Origin of the sequence: Paenibacillus sp. MER TA 81-3, assembly GCF_023713585.1 — a bacterium.
Lineage (GTDB): Bacteria > Bacillota > Bacilli > Paenibacillales > Paenibacillaceae > Paenibacillus_B > Paenibacillus_B profundus.
In genome coordinates, this window is record NZ_JAMAWB010000035.1 from 1 (window position 1) to 18,087 (window position 18,087).

The window sequence follows — 18,087 nt, forward strand, 5'->3', positions numbered from 1 at the left end:
CTTCGGGAGCACAGAGATCACCAGCCTTTGATGAGATACTTTGATTATACCGAAAAAAAGAGACAGACTCTTCAAAAAAATGAAGAATTGTCTCTTTCAGGACTAAGGGACTTTTTCAGTGGCCTCCGAGTTTTCGGAGTGGTGTTTTGCGCTAACCAATCAATATAATTCCGTAGAATTCACCTGCAACAAATCCTAGATTTTCACCCGCCAATTTTACTTTTCAAAGAACACAATTTGTGCTGCCACTCCCAAAATAGAACCTATGGATATAATAAATAAAGTTCTTTTCTTTGGAGGGTTCGGTTCATCTTTTGCCTTCCTCTACGCAGCTCTTAATTACCTTCAGTTAAGTGTAGCCTATGCCGTATGGATTGGCATTGGAACAGCCGGTGCGGTGCTAGTAAATATGGTTTTTTTCAACGAGTCAAAGAGCATTGGGCGAACCATAAGTTTCATTATCATTGTCGTCGGTGTGACTGGACTAAAAGCAGTCTCTTAACCTACATTTCATATAGAGTAAAGAAGAGATAAAAGAGCGTGGAGAAACGGTACTTTCTAATCGAGAAGCACGTGTTAAAAATGAAAGATAACTATATTTTGTTCGTCGTATCAAAAGATGCTGCTATAATTGAAGGCGCATATGATGAAGCTCTTAAGTGATGGAAGAACGTTGTATATTCCGGCGCGCCCGGGTTAGGAAGTGAATAGGATGAGAGCACCGTTCGAATTCTCCTACGCTCTTGTTTCGTGCAAAAGACATAGTTTTCAAGCAGGCTTCAGACTAAGACCGATCCGGCCGCATACAGTAGCGCTGTGTTATATAACTAAGGGCAGCGGCACCGTGTTGATCGATGATACGCCGCATGATATCGAACCCGGAGCATGCTTCATGCTTCAACCTGGCATGCTCATCGAAGCAAGTGCTGCGCAAGACAACGATGTTCATTTCTTCCTGTTGCAATACATCGAAGTCAAGCTGCCTGTCCCGGAGCGAAATATTCGCATCAAGCCAGCTGATCCGCAGCATGGGGAATCCCGGCCTATTGCGTTCCTTATCGTGGCTCAAGTTACGGTCTTATCTGTGTTGGAGCAGCTTGAGCAATCGATGCTGGAGCAGGGGCATGGGGCATGGCTGCGTGGACAGGCGATGTTGTATGAGCTTCTCTATGTCCTTCATTCGGATTATGAATCACAGAAACAGAATCGGAATGAGTCGATCCAGCGCACGATTGACTTCATGGAACAGCATTATATGGAGAGAGTGCAGGTAGGCAAGCTGTCTGACATGGCCGGCATGACATCGAGCTCTTATTGCCGTGCCTTCAAACGAAAGACGGGGATGACACCAGGCGAATATTTGACCAATGTGCGCGTGCAGCGGGCCAAGGACTTGCTGGCCATGTCGCACCATTCTATTAAAGATGTCGCTCAAGGCGTCGGATTTCAAGACGAGCTATATTTTAGCCGCGTCTTCAAAAAATCGGCCGGATTATCTCCGACCATTTATGTAAAAAAATACGGGCAACGAATAGCCATCGTGAGCAAGCTGTTCCTGCAGGATCATTTGCTTGCTTTAGGCATCAAGCCAATCGCCGCGCCGTCTTTTCCGAATTATTGCTCAACGGCATCTGGCTTCCCGGTCTATCTGCATCATCTTCTTCACGGCACGAAGCCTCTGAATGCGGAACAGCATATTCACCCGCGCGAAGTTCTAATGATGGCGCCTGATTATATTCTCAAGATGAACTTTAAGCTCAATCAAGATAATCAAGTATGGACCGACATGACTGCCAATACGATAAGCTTTGACGGCTTTGACAGCTGGCATGGCTATCAGCGTTATATCGCCAAGATGGTCGGCAAGGAGCAGGAAGCGGAAGCGGTCATCCGCAACATCGCTTCCATGGAGGAACAGGCTAAAGAGATATTGAGGCCGATAACCCGCACTGGCAAATGGACCATCGTTCGTATTCATGAAAATGATTTGCGGATCCAAGGGATTAGCGGACATGCCATCAATGATTTGTTTTACGGAAGTTTCGGATTTCAACCGGAAGCCGAGGTGACGCACTCCTTTTACAAATGTATTGCGCTTTCCGAGTTGGTTGAACTGAACCCAGAAAGGATAATTATTCTCTGGAGCCAACGGGATGATGTGATGAAATTGCAGGGCAATCCTTTATGGAGGGAATTACGTGCTGCCCGAGAGAACCGGGTCTATGTTCCGGATAGCTTCGAATGGGATCCGTGGGGGCCGTTCGGCCGGGCGCATATGATTCGGGAAAGCGTGAAATATTTTCAGCAGCAATGCAGGTGATAATAGCCTCCATATAAAACGGGCAATGCAGTGTATGGATAAGCTGGGCGCTTCTCTATACAATATTAATTGATAATGATTATCATTAACAGTATGGAGGCTTATAGAGATGAAGAGAAGAAGGGGATCTAGTCTGACTCGAAATCAAATGACATGCATGTTGCTTGCAGCTATAGTGCTTGTACTCGTGGGGTGTGGAAGCAAGCCGAACGAGGTGCAGCCGTCATCTGCATCTGCCCCAGCTGCTGCGGACACCGCTGCCCCGAAGGCAGATGATGTGCGGGAGATCGAACATGCTATGGGTGCAGCGAAAATAAAGGGAACGCCGCAGCGTGTCGTCATTTTGACCAATGAAGGCACTGAAGCATTGCTTGCTTTGGGCGTGAAGCCGGTTGGAGCCATTCAATCATGGGAAGGCGAGCCATGGCACGATCATATTAAAGATGAAATGCAAGGGGTTAAGGATCTTGGCTATGAGAGCCAGCCGAACGTTGAAGCGATTCTCGAGCTGAACCCCGATTTGATTATCGGGAACAAAGTGCGTCATGAAAAAATTTACGATCAATTGGCGAAGATTGCGCCGACCGTATTTTCCGAGGAGCTGTCCGGTCAGTGGAAGGTGAACTTCAACCTGTATGCCGAGACGTTGAACAAGCAGGCCGAAGGCGAAAAGGTTATGGCGGAGTTCGACCAGCGTGTGGCCGACGCGAAAGCGAAGCTCGGTTCGAAGACGGCGACGAAAGTATCGGTGGTCAAATTCTCGATGAAAGGCGTTCAAATTTACCAGAAGGATACCTTTAGCGGCGTGCTGCTCGCTCAGCTTGGCATGGATCGTCCGGCTTCGCAGGACAAGGACAACTTCGCCGAGTTTTTGTCGGAAGAGGGAATGAATGAAATGGACGGCGATATTTTGTTCTACTGGATTTCTGAATCGAAAGGACAGACGGAAGTGTCTGACAATGCGAAGAAATGGATGGATAGCCCCGTCTTCAAAAGCTTGAATGTCGCTAAGACGAACCAAGTATTCCAGGTGAACGAAACGATCTGGAATACCGCAGGAGGCATCAAAGCAGCAAACTTGCTGCTGGACGATATTATGAAGCGCTTTGAATAATATATGTGGAATGAGGATGGGCATGCGCTCATCCGCTAACGAGTAGACCTGTCATCAACGACAAAGGTCTACTCGTTTTTTTTTCTGCTTCAGGTGGAACATTTTACTTGTTCCGGGAAGGAAACGACGGTCTGCGCATAGAATTGCTCTAGCAGGTCGAATTCAGACAAGGAGCGAGTCACATATGAAAATAGCGGTTGTTGGCTGCGGAGGCATGGGGCACGTGCATGCGCTTGAGTTTGCAAAAATGCCGAACGTCGAGCTGGTCGGCGTATGCGATATCGTGCCCGAGTTAGCGGAATCGTTGGCGCGGCAGACGGGAACGTCTGCGTTCACCTCGTTCGATGAGATGATGTCGTCCGTGGACGCTGACATTATTAGTGTAGCGGTGCCGAGTTATTTGCACAAGGAGCTTGTCATCAAAGTGGCTGAAGCGGGGAAGCATGTCATCTGCGAGAAGCCGATTGCGCTGAATGTGGAGGATGCCGAGGAGATGGTCCGCGTGTGCGAAGCGAACGGAGTGCAGTTGTTCGTTGGACATGTGGTGCGCTTTTTCCCGGAATATGCGCAAATAAAGCATCAAATAGATGCCGGGCAGATAGGCAAAGTCGGTGTCGCGAACGCGAAACGGGTGGGCGCTCACCCTGGCAACGTCAAATCCTGGTACAAGGAAGCGGACAAAAGTGGCGGCGTCATCGTTGACTTGATGGTGCATGACATCGACTTCATGCGTTGGACGCTCGGCGAGGTCAAGTCGGTATACGCCATGAACAAATACGATGATGACATGGATTATGCGTTAGTAACGCTCGTCTTTGAGAGCGGCGCCGTTGCCAATTTGGAAGCATTCTGGGGATATCCCGGATCGTTTCACTATACGGCGGAATTCGCCGGTACTGCAGGACTGGTACAGAGCGATAGCCTGAAGAACCAATCGCTGCAAATTCGTAAGAGCGAAGCGGAGGCGGACGGAGGCAATTTCGTTGAAATTCCGCAAAGTCCGGGATACCGCAATCCGTACACAGTGGAGCTGGAGCACTTTATCGGTTGCATTCGCGATGGCATTGAGCCGATTGTAACGGCGCGGGATGCTTGCAGGGCGCTCAAAATCGCAGCAGCTGCTCAGGAATCGATACGCACCGGCAAGGCGGTTCTGTTGTAAGCAACCGCAATTCAATGGGGGAGGGCTCGTGACATGAAAGGATTGAAGGTAGGGATGATTAGCTTCGCGCACGGACATGCGTACAGCTATTTTCATAGCCTGAGACAAATACCTGAAGTGCAAATCGTCGGAATTGCCGATGAGGTGCGCAGCCGCGTTGACAGCATCGTCGGCGAATATGGGGTGCCGTACTTTGCTGATTATCGCGAATTGCTCGCGCAGGACGTGGATGCCGTCGTTATTTGTTCGGAGAATGCGCATCATGCGCAAATGGCGATCGATGCGGCTAACGCTAAGAAGCATGTGCTCTGCGAGAAGCCGCTCGGCACGACACTGGAAGAGATGGAGCGTATGATTGCTGCCTGCAGGGACAACGGCGTTCAACTAATGACAGCGTTCCCATGCCGGTACTTGGCGGCGGTTGTCCGCGCCAAGGAAGCGGTGGAGCGGGGCGACATTGGCAATATCGTCGCCATCAAAGGCACGAATCACGGCGGCAATCCAGGCTCCTGGTTCATTGACAAGCAGCTGTCCGGCGGGGGGGCAGTCATGGACCATACGGTGCATGTTATGGATCTGATGAATTGGCTGCTGCAGTCCAAGGTGACCGAAGTGTACGCTTATGCGGCTACATTGTTCCAAGAGGACCTTGGGGTGGACGATGCCGGCATGGTTCACATCAAATTCGAGAACGGCGTCTTTGCCGCACTCGATACGAGTTGGTCGCGTCCGAAATCGTTCCCGACTTGGGGCGATGTGACGATGGAGATTGTCGGCACGAAAGGGGTTATCTCCGTCGATGGCTTCGCGCAGCATAACGATTTGTACAGCGATGAAGCGGGCAAAGGACTGTGGACGTATTGGGGCGACGACATGGATGCTTACATGGTGAGGGACTTCGTCCGCGCGCTGCTGCAGGGCGAGCCGGTGCCGGTCACGGGCGAGGATGGCTTGCGTTCGACGCAGGTGGCGCTTGCGGCGTATGAATCCGTGAAGCTGGGCCAGCCGGTCGCGTTATAGTACAGAGAGCTTAGGGTATAGAGCATTATAAAAGCTTTATTTAAGGGGCATGCCGCTGCGGGTATGCTCTTTTTTGCCGTTCGACTTGTTGAGATAAGGAAGTCTGTTGCTGAGCACAATGAGCATAGAACCTAGGATGCATCTGAGCCCCTAGCTTCAGCGAATCTTTATATTTCTTGATTTCATTGGATTTTGTCCAATGAGACGGGGACGAATGCGAGTCTTGTATGAAAGTCATTGGATTCCATCCAGCCAGATCCGCCCAACAAGGCTGAAAAACAGAAATCCGCCCGATTTGACTGGAGGTTTTCCAATGGAATGCAGATTACCAGTTTAAAGCAGGGGAAACCACTGTACATTTTCCAATGAATGCTCTGTCGCTCGTCACATCTCACTCCGTTAGAGGTTATAAACATCAAATAACATCCCGCCAGCTCGCTAGCTACCGTACTCATCTTCATCGCCTTTTACTCATTCTCCCACACGCTCAGAAACAGATTTTTGCTTAGAAGGCGAATCAACTTAGTAAACCAACTTGGGCAGGGCAGCTTAGATGCAATATTAGAATAGCAAAACCCAGAGCACAAACTGAGATACAGACCTAGACACCGACCTAGACACAGACCTAGACACAGACCTAGACACAGACCTAGACACAGACCTAGACACAGACCTAGACACAGACCTAGATACAGACTTAGACACAGACTTAGATACAAACTGAGATACAGACTTAGATCGGATCTTGGAATAGAACCTAGGACAGAAACAGAACTCTTCTGGAGATGGAGTCAGAGTCGACAAGCGGTACAGAGCTGTATTGTCCGTCGGCATACTGAAAGAAGTCGATTGCTTAGCCGATTTATCAACCGAATTGCTGCGGGGTCATACCGCGTTGTTTCTAGACAACAGCCCGGAGGTCATTATTCTCGGCACGAGGAAGGAGATTACGCGCAGCGCGCAGGAACCGCCAGCGGAGATACTGGTTAGGGCCCCCGGCTTGGCTTTAACGAGAGCATTTGCGATAATACAACGCTATTGCGGCAACGTGGTGAAAATACGAACTTGACCATAACCCAACTCCGTGTCGGGCAACGCGTTACGAAGGAACTCGTTATAGCGTACGTCGAGGATATTGCCGATGAAAAATTGGTCCAAGAGGTTCGCGAGAGAATTGAGCGGATAACCTTGATGATATCCAAGATACCGGATACATTGAACAGTTTATTGAGGACAATTTCCTGTCTCCGTTTCCGCAAGTTCAGAGCACGGAACGGCTTGATCGCGTCATCAGCGCATTTGTTTCCACTTTCGGTCCGTCGTTGTATTTCATTCATCTCGTTTCATCAGGGGCTGATACCGACGAAGCTGGCGCTCTCGATTGCGGATACCCGGGTGGGAGTGCCATTTCCGTCGCTGATTGAAGTGCTCATTATGGAAGTGGCGTTGGAGATCTTGCGGGAAGCGGGACTCAGACTGCCGAAGCCCATCGGTCAGACGATTGGCATCGTTGGCGGGCTGGTTATCGGGGAAGCCGCGGTACAAGCCGGGATCGTCAGTCCTATCATGGTTATTGTAGTGGCGGTTACCGCTATATCCTCGTTCACGATTCCCCAGTACAATGCAGGTATTGCGTTAAGGATTCTTCGCTTCATCGCCATGATTTTCGCAGCCGTATTCGGACTGTACGGGGTAGTGCTGTTCTTCTTGATGCTGTGCAGTCATCTGGTCAAGCTGAAGAGCTTCGGGGTGCCTTACATTAGTCTGGCAGCTCCATATCGTCCTCAGGATTGGAAGGACTATCTCGTGCGGGCAGGGCGTTGCCAAAACATACGACTCACGGACCGGAAAGGTGATCGTATACGAAATCACGTCGTTAAAGAGCAAGATTCGCCCCCATGTAAATGGAAACCGCGTTTCCTTCGATGTGCAGATTGAATCGGATGGCCGTATCGGGGAACAATGGACGAGCGGGAATGACTTCGACAACCGCTTCATCAGGCAGGTGGAGGCGGATACCGTCAAGCGGGTGAAGCAGCGGATAGGCAAGATGCTGCACAAGGTGCAGAAGGAATATCGCGCAGATGTCATCGGACTGGGCGAACAAGTGAGAATTCAATATCCGCGGGTGTGGAAAAAATAAAAGGGGATTGGGATGACATCTTCGCTGATGCATCCATCCGGTATAGCGTGAAGGTGAAAGTGAAAAAGTTCGGCACAACGAGTATCAAAATACAATAACGAACAGGCAGGAATCACTCAAAATAAAGGACGTAAGGAATATATCCTTACGTCCTCTTCTTTAAGCTGCCCGTCTGCCACAGGCATTATCGTTTGCCGTTCGGCTCCATATTTAGCTTGAAGCCTGCAACCAATGCTTGCAGCTCCTCGGCGATGCTCGACAGATGAATCGCCGATGCGGCAATCTCCTCCATCGATGCGTTCTGCTCCTCGCTGGCGGCAGCCACCATGTCCATCTCGTTGGCGGTATCGTGGCTCATGACGCTGACCTCGTCGAAAGCGACAATCATCGCTTCATTGGACAGCGACAATTGCTCGCCCACGTGAGCTACCTGCCCGAGCTGCGTGTCGATGTTGGCAATTGCGCTGTACATGTCAGCGAAGCAATGTTCGACGGACTGCGTCAGCTCGCTTCCGGCTGAGGCGGACTCCACGCCTTCCTCCATGCGGCGCAGCATGAGACGGGCCCGCTCCTGTATATCACCGATAAGTGATGCGATCTTGCTGGCAGCGGTTCCCGCCTGGTCTGCCAGCTTGCGCACCTCCTGAGCGACGACAGCGAAGCCGCGTCCTTCTTGGCCCGCTCGCGCAGCCTCGATAGCGGCGTTCAGAGCGAGCAGGTTCGTCTGCGAGGCGATAGCTTGGATGAAGCCGGTAATGCCGCTAATTTCCTCGGCCACTTGGTTCAAGGTCTCCGTCTCTGCCTTGGAGCGGTTGGAATGGTCGAGTATGGCAACCATTTGCCGCTTGGCCGCGCTGAGCGCCTCCTCACCGGTATTCGCCAATTCATTGATATGCTGCGACGCTTCCGTACTTGCGTGTACGATGCGGAGCGTATTCTCCAGCTCTCTACGGGTAATCTCCGAAGTCTGCTTGACTGCTTGCACGCTGCTGTTCATATCGGAGGACTTCGCCGATACTTCCTGCATGGAGGCGGCCACCTGTTCGATCGTGCTGACGTTCTGCTCCGAATTGGCGGACAGCTCCTGTGATGCAGCAGACACTTGCTCGGAGTGGGTGCTAATTTCAATCAGCACATCGGACAGCGATTGCGACATCGTATTAAAATTGGCTTCAAGCTGGCCGATCTCATCGATTCGCCCTTTCTCTGCGACACGAACGGTTAGATCCCCTTGAGCGACGGTGTCAGTCACCGACTTCAAGCGCATAATCGGCACGATCATCCGCTTCATAAATATCCAGATAAACAAACCGATCAGTCCGAGCAAAAGGGCGATAAACAAGCCTGCAATCCACTGTAGCTTGCTCGTCTTCTCTGCAATTTCGCTCGAGTCCAGGACAGAGACGACGTTCAATCCGAGAGCATTCCGTTTGTCATAGCTATAATATTCCTTGCGGCCTTCACCCGCGAGCATGAACGTTCCTTGTTCCTGCTTGCGCATGTCCTCGAATTGTTCGCCCTTCACGGGCTCACCCTTCGTAAAGTGCGGGTGGGACATCGTAACATTGTTGCGGTCGAATAAACTTACATATCCCCGATCTCCGATCGTGAATGAGCCGACCATCTCATTCAAGTTATCGATCGCGACATCGATGCCAGCTACACCGGAGCCGTCAGCTGTTGTCTTGGAAAAGGTAATGACATAGCTGCCGCTCATGACGTCAATATAAGGATCCGTCATGGCCAGCTGCCCTTTCTGTTTCATGGCTTGTTTGTACCAACCGCGTGTAGTCGGATCATAGTCGGTTTTTGCATTTTCGGAAGAGGTGTAGAAGTTCCCTTTTGAAGATACGAATGCGGCAAGCACATTATCCGAATCTTTCGCCACGTTGCGAATGCGGTCGTATATGTAGGTGTCGCGGTTCTGCCCAGGGGGAATGCTAAGGTCAGCAAGACTGCTTATCGTAACGGAGAAATCTTGTTGCGTTTCATTAAACACTTGGTTCATCATCGTGGTAACCTCGTCGACTTGGGACAGCAGCTCGTGCTCCAGCTGGTTGCGGGCTAGATGGGTCAACGTATAGCTTAGTACAACAGAAGGAATGACGACAAGTGCAATGAGAAGAAGCAACATCTGTTTGGTCAAGGATGCTTTATAACGGTCAAATAACTTTTTCATAATGAGTGGTAACTCCTCTCTAGGATGAAAAGATAATGAAGATCATGTTGTGGCAAAAGTATTTATCGGTATCTGGAGAAAAAAGTGAATATGGTAACCGTTCTCAATATTAATGTAAATATTGGTAAGGTATTTATGGAAGAATTTAATGTGCATCGAGGCGTGTGCGAAAGCGGTTGTACTAGGTTGAACTGCCCGATTTCATCAAAAAGCAACACTTTTTCTCATCAACAGCCGTTATAAGGAATAGAGACTTTTTAAATGATGTGAACCTTTCGTATTGTTTAGAAAATCTAATTGTTAGGCATCGGAACGGAGAATCAAATTATTCAGCTAGGCAGTTGAGAGAGGAGAAACTTATGAAGTTAGTATTTGAACCAGGCAAACGCCGCTGCGGATTCATCTTGCTATTCGCATGTGCCATACTGATCCTTACCATATTATGGCCGGCAAGCATGCAAGCTCAAGGCAATACAGCTGCAGCTTCATTTAAATTGAAGGCTCAAGCCAAATCCCTATATCTTGTCATTGGCAAGGAAGCCGACGTGCCGAAGGTGAACGCTGTATATAAGGACGGCAGAATAGAAGACGTTACCGGATCCATCACGTGGCAGTCCAGTTCAGACGTGTTGACTATCGTTGGAGGCAAGGTGAGCGGCAGATATGGGGCCTCTGCGAAGTTGAAAGGCACATACGGCAATCAGACGGTTACCGTTCCCGTACGCATTCAAGAGGACTTCGTGGAGTATGGGGTGGAGCCATCTTCCGTTACATTAAGTGTGGGCTCCTCCAAGCCGATTAAAGTAATGGGTTATTACTCCAGCGGCAAGAAAGTATCGATCGCAAATAAAATCCAATGGAAATCCGGAAATGAGCAAGTTGCGAGGGTAAGCGGCGCTACGATAAAAGGAGTGGCAGAAGGCAGTGCGACCGTGACGGGCGTTTTTGGCGAGCAAAAGTTCGAAGTTCCCGTGCAGATTACACCGAAGATTAAAAAATTAACTGTAACGCCTGCGAAGCTGGTTCTGACACCCGGTAAATCAGCCGCTTATTCCGTTCAAGCCATTTATGAAGGCGGGCGCAAGGTGGATGTCTCATCGCAGGTGACTGCTAAAGTTTCCGGTACGGGCATTCAAGTGAGCAATGGCACCGTTACGGCGGCAGGTCAGTCGAAGGGCAGTGCGAGCGTAAAACTGTATTATGGAGGAAAGGGAGTATCGCTGCCTGTCAGCCTGCAGGAGAGCTTGACGGGCATCGAGGTTCAACCGACGTCTCTCGTTATCGGAGCCGGAGCCTCCAAGCCTATCAAAGTGATCGGCACCTATTCCAACGGCAAAAAGGTATCGCTTGCGAGCAAGGTCACATGGACGTCCGGAAATGGGAAAATCGCTAAAGTGACGGGTGCCAACGTTAAGGGCCTGACGGAAGGCACGACGAAAATCGTCGGCGTTTACGGTGACCGCACGTTTGAAATTCCGGTTCAGGTCACGCCGAAGCTGCAGAAATTGACGGTCACGTCATCGAGCTCAAAGCTCGCGCCGTATCAAACAACTACTTATCGGGTACAGGCCGTGTCCAGCAGTGGGAACAGCACCGATGTAACGTCGCTCGCCCAAGCCAAGTCAAATGGGAAAGCAACCGCCAATCAGGGCACGATCACTGCAGTGAGCAAAGGCAAGGCCGTCATTACATTTACATACGGCGGCAAAAAAGCATCCTTGCGTATCACGATAGAGTAGCATCGAGGCACAATGATGTGTGTGATGGCAACAAATCATTATAACGGGCACAGCTTCGCGTAACAGCGAGTGCTGTGCCTTTTGTCATGTGCGGAACACGCGCAGCGGAATCATTTTATGAGGAAATTAAAAAAAGGAAAGCCAAAACCGACCGCCGTCTGTCTAATAGTACGTATTCAAAAAGATCACTTTTCAGCACCGAGAAGGTTGCAAGAACTTGAAGAAGGAGGAGCGGAGTGTATGTGAGGCTACATGAGCACCTGAAATGTTTCCAAAGGAAACATGCTTCAGAAGCATAAGCTCTTCGAGAGTGAATGCAAGATTCGATGTCGAATGGCATTCTTGAGATACTTCGTGATCAAAAGTGGACTTTTTGAATAACCTCTAACGGGGAAAGGGAAAGGAGACGTCATCGTAGCTATGAATACCGATAAGCTGGTGAGGAAAGCGCAAAAAGGGGACGACAAAGCGTATGCCATGCTGTTCCAGGAATACGAAGAGATGATTTACCGGACGGCTTACATGTACGTGAAGAACGAAGAGGATGCGCTCGATGTCGTGCAGGAGACGCGTATCTCTCTTTAAATCCATTACTTCCTTGAAAGAGGCGCACTATTTCAAAATATGGTTGACCCGCATCGCGATCAACTGTTCGCTGAACTTGCTGCGGCAGCGGAAAAATGTCATTCCGTTCGAGCAGGAACATATAGAGCAACTCAAAGCCGGGGAGGACGGAGATATTCCGCTTGCCGTCACATTGAACGATATGCTGGAAAGGCTGGATACGAACGAGCGCGACCAACTTCATTCCGTTGAACAAGCGCTATGAGTCTCCATTTGGCTTCAAGCTGGACTTTCTCCAGCTCCGGCATGGGCCGAGCAAGTCGGAGTTGCTCGTCGACATTCGCGAATCTCAGGCTTGGAGGAACCAATATGGGACGTTGGGACCGCAATTCCTGTACCGCATCAAGGACGAGCAAGGGCAGGTTGTGGCGGCGTGGGACGGTATTAACGACATGACCTATAGTCTTGAAAGCAAAAATGCGCTCCTTAAGCAAAGCAGCGGAGGAGGCACCACGGGCCGGATACTCTACCGTCATGCGTTCCTTCCTTTCGGCGATGCCAAAGGTCTGAAGCTGGAGTTGGCTGCAGTATACACGCAGAATCCGGTCAAGACGCCTTTTGCCGTCACCTTCTCGCCGGAGGAACTGCTCGGGCATCCGCTGGAGAAGAACTATGATGGCAAGCGGCGCTCGTCATCAGTCCGAAGAATAACAATGGCAAAGATAAAGCGGTATCGAAAGCGGATGCTTTGGAAATCGTGACGCCAGTCGCCAAGCAGGTGTTCGGAATTGATTTGAAGTCGTATGAGCTGAAAATCGACCCGGATTGGGGAGATTGCATCTTCGCGAGCAAAGGCAAGCCATCGCTCGTTGCGAAATTCGACAATAAGGGAAATCTGAGCCGAATTCATCTGGCCGTGGATAGTAACAATCGCAAATAAAAGTGAGGCATTTCTGTAATAGTACGTTGCTGGGAATGGAATTGTTCATCCAAGCGGGTTGTTGATTTAAATCAACAACCCGTTTTTCGTTGTCTTTTCTTCTATATTCCGATTATTTTGTGTAAACTGAAAGGATATAGAATGCGGCTTTCAGGGTAGAACGCCGTCAAAGTGGAGGTACTTGTGGTTGTCACAACTGGGACTGTCCGTTAATGAATTCAACCGTTTAACCGAACAGATGAAGCGTCACTTCAGCTATTCCACGCTGGAACAGGGCTGGCGTTATTACCGCAAGCAAGCCGTGTCCGGGATGCAGGCAGAGGTGAATGCAGAGGTTAAGTCAAGCAAGGTGCAGTGGATAACGGCGGAGGTGCATGAAACGAAGCGCTACCGTGTCCGCTTCAACGTGAAGCAAGTAAAGCGAAGCGATTGCACATGTCCGGACGGTGGATATTGCAAACATATGGCTGCCGTGTTCTTCCAGCTGTGCGAGCAGACCGGCGGCAAGCCAGAATTGTATTTGGCCGAATTCCGTCAAGTATATATCGACGAGGAACGCCACCGAGCGGCTACGCGCAAGCGGGCGGAGCAGAAGGCGGAGCTTGAGCGCCGCAAGCAGGCAAGGCAGATGGCCTTGTCCCCGTCGGCTCCGGCCAAGGAATGGCATGATTTTTTTCATAAAAAGTATGGCAAGGCATTCACCGACTTCCATTCGCCAGTAACCGGCATTGTGAAATGGACGAAGGAGGAGCTGTATCGTGCTGCCGACGTGCTGCCGAAGCCGGTTGTGCCCTTGTACCACATGCATGTGCTGTTGTTCCTCATTCAACAGCTGTCCATCCGTTATCGCCATGGAGGCACCACGGGAATTCAAGGCAGGGATGCTCCCGTTGCAGAAGTCGTGGCGCCGTGCCTGAATCAATTGCAATCCTTGGCGGAATCTTTCGTGCTCTCATCTATACCGTCTGTATACGAAAAGCATGTATCTGACTTGGGCGTGATGGCTGAGGCGATTGCTTTCTCGGAAGAGGAATCGCCAGTGGACGGGCTGGAGCCGTTCGCTGTGCTATGGTCGACGGTGCTCAATCGGCGTGAATGGATGGAGGAAGCTTGTGAGCGGCTCAAGACGATGCTTGCTCCTGTATCCGCGTTGCGGCCGCGGCGGAGGGATGCCATCCGTGCCGCGCTCCTTCATCTTGAGGTGATGCTCGGATACGAAGAGCAGGCGGTAAAGCGCTTGAACGAGCTGACGTATTATAAGGAGCCGGGGCGTTATTGGATGTATCTGCATGAGCACGTGCGGCACAATCGGCTGGATCGTCTCGCAATCTGGTTGGAGGCGCTCGCGCCTTTCGTGCGCCAGTCAGGCCGCCGTGAAGATATGAAGCAATATTGGGAATTTTGGGAGTGTGTATATGAACTGGCACCGGACCAGGCTGGAATGGAGTCGCTTATCTTAACGTTAATGCCAGGTGTATATCCTTATTTGTCTGCCTTTCTGTTGGATCGGCAGCGCTACCGGGATTGGGCGGAAATCCAATTGCTGCAGCGCATCTCTCCGGAAGAAGTGGCGCCTTCAGAGCTGGACATCGTGGAGCGTGCCGCGCCAGAAGTGGTGCTGCCGCTGTACCATCAAGCTGTGGAGCGGCATATCGAGGAGCGCAGCCGCGAGCATTACCGTGCTGCGGTGCATCTTCTGCAGCGCATGCATCGATTATATGAGAACATTCACTCGCTTTCCGTATGGGAGCGGTATATGGACGGTCTCTTCGATCGCTACTCCCGCCTGAGGGCGCTGCAGGAGGAAATCAAAAGAGGGGCGCTGATTGTATGATAGAACGAGCGTTGTCTTGGATGGTGGAAATCCGCAGGCGCGGGGATGGAAGCTTCTTTTTGTTCAATACTGGATTACTGCGCGATATACAGGCGCTTAAGCATATGTTGTTCGCTTGGCACGCGCCTTCCTTCTACGGCACGATGCTTCGCACGGAAGAGGACGATCGTAAAGAAGGAATCGTGGTGACAGCATCAGAGCTGCTTGAGATGGTAACGCAGCCGGCTACGGCTCGCTGGGCGGAAGTGGCGCAGGGCGGCAGCCTCCGCATTGCGGCACAGAGCGCCAAGCTTTACGGGAAGATAGTTGCCGAGGGGCGATTTCAACCTTCTTACACCAAATGGAAGCAAGGGTCGTTCGGATGGGACTTGCTATTGACGGAGACGGAACAAACCGAATGGACTGATCTTCACGAACAAGCCCGCTTGTTGGGGGATGATGGTGCAGGATTGTCAGATTGGTTCGACGGCCTGATGGCAGAACTGCTGCAGCAGCGTGATGAATATTCGGTATTGTGGCGAAAGGCAGTAAGTGCCAGACCGGAATTAGAGGCTCTGCGCTTGCCTGTAGAGCGTTCTCCTTGGTGGGATGAGCAGGATTGGCTGAATTCCATCAGATGGGAGCAGGACGACACTCCATTCCGTGTCGTGCTGCGCTTGGATGAACCGGAAGAAGATCGCGGTCCTTGGAGCTTGCATGTGCTGTTGCAAGACAAGAATGATGCCGATCATCAGCTTGCATGCAAATTTGACCGCATAGCGGGAGAGGCTGCCCGCGACGAGGCGAGGCAGGCAGCGAAGGGAATTGCAGAAGGCGTTGCAACTGCTGCAACAGGTGCTGCGGAAGTGGGAGCAGAAGGCGATATGGACCATTCGGACATACAAGCTGATGAGGAGACAGAAGAGCAAGTCTCCCCAGTCATCGGCTCGTTCCCGGAACTATGGCTTCCGTTCATCGGCCCCCGGCTCAAGCGGGATGTCGACAAGCTGCTGCAGATTTTGCCTTGGCTGGCGAACGACGAAGGCAGCAGCCGCATGAAGACGCGGTTGACCGAGACAGAGGCATGGCAATTTCTCGCTGACGGGAGCCTGCTTCTGGCGGAAGCGGGTTTCCACGTAGTAGTACCTGCCTGGTGGCAGAGGGTGCGCCAGATGAAGACGCGGCTCAAAGCCAAATTAACTTCTTCCGCCGGCTTCTCATCGGTGTCTATGATCGGCCTGGAGCATATGGTGCAGTTTGATTGGAAGCTGGCGGTCGGGGATTTGCAATTAAGTGAAGCCGAATTCCGAACGCTGATTGCAGAAGATCGCAGGCTTGTGCGTCTGCACGGCCAATGGATTCAATTGAATCCGGAAGAAGTAGAGCAGATTCGCAGCATGATGAAGAAGGTTGGCAGCGAAGGAGTCACCTTGGGCGAAGTGCTGGAGCTGCATTTAAACGCGGAGCGGGCGCGGCTCGAGGAGGAATTGGGCGAGGATGCGCTACAGCGGGGCAATGAAATGCAGCTGGAAATGGAACTGAACGAACAGCTGCAGCAACTCATCGGCAACCTGCAGCATCATTCGTCGGTCCCGCAGTGCGAAGCGCCAGCCGCGCTTCAAGGGACGTTGCGCGCTTATCAGGCCGAAGGGTACTCCTGGCTTATGTTCATGCGGCGCTTCGGCCTCGGGGCCTGTCTTGCCGATGATATGGGACTCGGGAAGACGATACAGTGGATCGCTTATCTTCTGCGTGTGAAGGAAGAAGCGCCTGCAGGGGGGCCCTCGCTTCTCATCTGCCCGACATCGCTTATCGGCAATTGGCAGAAGGAGCTGCAGCGCTTTGCGCCTCAATTGCGCGTTCGCTTGCACTACGGGCCCACTCGGATTAGAGGGGCTGGCTTCTTGAATGAGATTGGAGATGCCGACGTCGTTATCACGACCTATACGCTCGCTCTGCTGGACCGCGAGCAGTTGCGGATGACAACGTGGAATTCACTCTGTCTCGATGAAGCGCAAAATATTAAAAATCCGTATGCCAAGCAGTCTGTTGCGATCCGCAAGCTGAACGCGCAGCACCGCATCGCTTTAACGGGGACGCCGATGGAGAACCACCTAATCGAGCTGTGGTCGATTATGGACTTTCTCAATCCGGGCTATCTCGGCACGTTGTCACAGTTCCGGCGAACGTATGTGAATCCGATCGAGCGGACTCAAGATGCGGAGTGGACCATGCTCGTTCAGCGGCTCGTTCAGCCATTCCTATTGCGCCGTTTGAAGAAAGACCCAGAGATTCAACTGCATCTGCCCGAGAAAAATGAATCCAAGGTGTACGTACCGCTCACTGCGGAGCAAGCGTCCGTATATGAACAGACGCTGCAGCAGTTGTTCGGCGACCTGGAGCAGCTCGGGACGATGGAACGCAGAGGGCGTATTCTTGCAGCGTTGACGAAGCTGAAGCAGGTATGCAATCATCCGGGGCTGCTTAATAAAGAAGCGGCGGCCCGTTCGGGACCGGAACGTTCCGGGAAGCTAATCCGTTTGCTGGAGATGCTCGCCGAGCTCAGGGCTGAGAATGAGCGCAGTCTCATCTTTACCCAATATGCGGAGACTGGCCGACTGCTGCAATCCGTTCTTGCGAAGGAGTTGGGGGAGAAAATACCTTTCCTTCACGGCGGAGTGCCGAAGGCGGATCGGGATAGCATGGTGCAGCATTTCCAGGACGATATGTTGCCTGAAAATGAGCGTCCTGGCGTGTTCATACTGTCCTTGAAGGCTGGGGGAACGGGGCTGAACTTGACGGCCGCCAATCACGTATTTCATTATGACCGCTGGTGGAATCCCGCGGTCGAGAATCAGGCGTCTGACCGCGCCTACCGTATCGGGCAGACCCGCAACGTGCAAGTATATAAGCTGATCGCTCTCGGTACATTGGAAGAGCGGATAGATGATATGATCGAGCAGAAGCAGGCGTTGAGTGAGCAAATTATTGGCACCGGCGACAAATGGATAACGGAGATGTCCACGACCGAGCTTAGGGAATTGTTCGCGCTGCGCAGCCAGTGGATGGATTGAGCAAATGAAAGATATAGGA

At 51.4% G+C, this 18,087-nt stretch carries 14 protein-coding genes and 2 pseudogenes; 15 read left to right on the top strand and 1 reads right to left on the bottom strand.

Going from position 1 to position 18,087, the window contains the following annotated elements; all coding sequences use genetic code 11:
• Window positions 1-271 precede the first annotated feature (271 nt).
• From M3650_RS29795 to M3650_RS29825, 8 genes and pseudogenes are all read left to right on the top strand, one after another.
• A pseudogene (locus M3650_RS29795) lies at window positions 272-502 on the top strand (DMT family transporter); the annotation flags it as partial.
• Window positions 503-540: 38 nt separating this feature from the next.
• Window positions 541-663, top strand: coding sequence for a hypothetical protein (locus M3650_RS32145; protein WP_285848764.1), 123 nt, complete (start codon window positions 541-543; stop codon window positions 661-663).
• Between the two features lie 49 nt (window positions 664-712).
• On the top strand, window positions 713-2,320 hold the full coding sequence (locus tag M3650_RS29800) for a helix-turn-helix domain-containing protein (RefSeq protein WP_251579890.1): 1,608 nt from the start codon (window positions 713-715) through the stop codon (window positions 2,318-2,320).
• A gap of 109 nt (window positions 2,321-2,429) precedes the next feature.
• On the top strand, window positions 2,430-3,434 hold the full coding sequence (locus tag M3650_RS29805) for an ABC transporter substrate-binding protein (RefSeq protein WP_483311800.1): 1,005 nt from the start codon (window positions 2,430-2,432) through the stop codon (window positions 3,432-3,434).
• 184 nt (window positions 3,435-3,618) lie between these two features.
• Window positions 3,619-4,596, top strand: coding sequence for a Gfo/Idh/MocA family protein (locus tag M3650_RS29810; RefSeq protein ID WP_251579892.1), 978 nt, complete (start codon window positions 3,619-3,621; stop codon window positions 4,594-4,596).
• Between the two features lie 33 nt (window positions 4,597-4,629).
• On the top strand, window positions 4,630-5,616 hold the full coding sequence (locus tag M3650_RS29815) for a Gfo/Idh/MocA family protein (RefSeq protein WP_251579894.1): 987 nt from the start codon (window positions 4,630-4,632) through the stop codon (window positions 5,614-5,616).
• An 835-nt stretch (window positions 5,617-6,451) separates the two neighbouring features.
• Window positions 6,452-7,554 (top strand): annotated as a pseudogene (locus M3650_RS29820) (spore germination protein); the annotation flags it as partial.
• Entirely contained in the window at window positions 7,469-7,759 is a 291-nt protein-coding gene (locus M3650_RS29825) for a Ger(x)C family spore germination C-terminal domain-containing protein (RefSeq protein ID WP_251579896.1), read from the top strand. The pseudogene M3650_RS29820 and the gene M3650_RS29825, both read left to right, overlap by 86 nt.
• A gap of 184 nt (window positions 7,760-7,943) precedes the next feature.
• Here the strand turns inward: M3650_RS29825 and M3650_RS29830 are convergent, their stop codons facing one another.
• Entirely contained in the window at window positions 7,944-9,938 is a 1,995-nt protein-coding gene (locus tag M3650_RS29830; RefSeq protein WP_251579898.1) for a methyl-accepting chemotaxis protein, read from the bottom strand.
• Window positions 9,939-10,297: 359 nt separating this feature from the next.
• Between M3650_RS29830 and M3650_RS29835 the strand changes: the two genes are divergently transcribed.
• The 7 genes from M3650_RS29835 (at window position 10,298) to M3650_RS29865 (ending at window position 18,068) form a co-directional block, all read left to right on the top strand.
• Window positions 10,298-11,677 carry an Ig-like domain-containing protein gene (locus tag M3650_RS29835; RefSeq protein WP_251579900.1) on the top strand — a complete coding sequence of 460 codons (1,380 nt, stop codon included), beginning with the start codon at window positions 10,298-10,300 and terminating at the stop codon, window positions 11,675-11,677.
• Window positions 11,678-12,097: 420 nt separating this feature from the next.
• Window positions 12,098-12,262 (top strand): sigma factor, encoded by a 165-nt coding sequence (locus M3650_RS29840; protein WP_251579902.1) that lies wholly within the window; start codon window positions 12,098-12,100, stop codon window positions 12,260-12,262.
• Window positions 12,231-12,506 (top strand): RNA polymerase sigma factor, encoded by a 276-nt coding sequence (locus M3650_RS29845; protein WP_251579904.1) that lies wholly within the window; start codon window positions 12,231-12,233, stop codon window positions 12,504-12,506. The genes M3650_RS29840 and M3650_RS29845 overlap by 32 nt, the downstream gene beginning before the upstream one ends.
• Window positions 12,490-13,002: a hypothetical protein gene (locus M3650_RS29850; RefSeq protein WP_251579906.1), complete on the top strand. Its 513-nt coding sequence runs from the start codon at window positions 12,490-12,492 to the stop codon at window positions 13,000-13,002. Before M3650_RS29845 ends, M3650_RS29850 begins: the two co-directional genes overlap by 17 nt.
• Window positions 12,999-13,181, top strand: a complete 183-nt coding sequence (locus M3650_RS29855; protein ID WP_251579908.1) for a hypothetical protein — start codon at window positions 12,999-13,001, stop codon at window positions 13,179-13,181. Before M3650_RS29850 ends, M3650_RS29855 begins: the two co-directional genes overlap by 4 nt.
• A 187-nt stretch (window positions 13,182-13,368) precedes the next feature.
• Window positions 13,369-15,015, top strand: a complete 1,647-nt coding sequence (locus tag M3650_RS29860; RefSeq protein ID WP_251579909.1) for an SWIM zinc finger family protein — start codon at window positions 13,369-13,371, stop codon at window positions 15,013-15,015.
• Window positions 15,012-18,068 carry a DEAD/DEAH box helicase gene (locus M3650_RS29865; RefSeq protein ID WP_251579910.1) on the top strand — a complete coding sequence of 1,019 codons (3,057 nt, stop codon included), beginning with the start codon at window positions 15,012-15,014 and terminating at the stop codon, window positions 18,066-18,068. Before M3650_RS29860 ends, M3650_RS29865 begins: the two co-directional genes overlap by 4 nt.
• The last annotated feature ends 19 nt before the right edge of the window (window positions 18,069-18,087 follow it).

Bases quoted from the DNA above. Each gene is read 5' to 3' on its own strand.
- M3650_RS29810 (WP_251579892.1), top strand. From the start codon at position 3,619: ATGAAAATAGCGGTTGTTGGCTGCGGAGGCATGGGGCACGTGCATGCG.
- M3650_RS29865 (WP_251579910.1), top strand. From the start codon at position 15,012: ATGATAGAACGAGCGTTGTCTTGGATGGTGGAAATCCGCAGGCGCGGG.
- M3650_RS29830 (WP_251579898.1), bottom strand. From the start codon at position 9,938: ATGAAAAAGTTATTTGACCGTTATAAAGCATCCTTGACCAAACAGATG.
- M3650_RS29840 (WP_251579902.1), top strand. From the start codon at position 12,098: ATGAATACCGATAAGCTGGTGAGGAAAGCGCAAAAAGGGGACGACAAA.
- M3650_RS29805 (WP_483311800.1), top strand. From the start codon at position 2,430: ATGAAGAGAAGAAGGGGATCTAGTCTGACTCGAAATCAAATGACATGC.
- M3650_RS29800 (WP_251579890.1), top strand. From the start codon at position 713: ATGAGAGCACCGTTCGAATTCTCCTACGCTCTTGTTTCGTGCAAAAGA.
- M3650_RS29845 (WP_251579904.1), top strand. From the start codon at position 12,231: ATGTCGTGCAGGAGACGCGTATCTCTCTTTAAATCCATTACTTCCTTG.
- M3650_RS29835 (WP_251579900.1), top strand. From the start codon at position 10,298: ATGAAGTTAGTATTTGAACCAGGCAAACGCCGCTGCGGATTCATCTTG.
- M3650_RS29815 (WP_251579894.1), top strand. From the start codon at position 4,630: ATGAAAGGATTGAAGGTAGGGATGATTAGCTTCGCGCACGGACATGCG.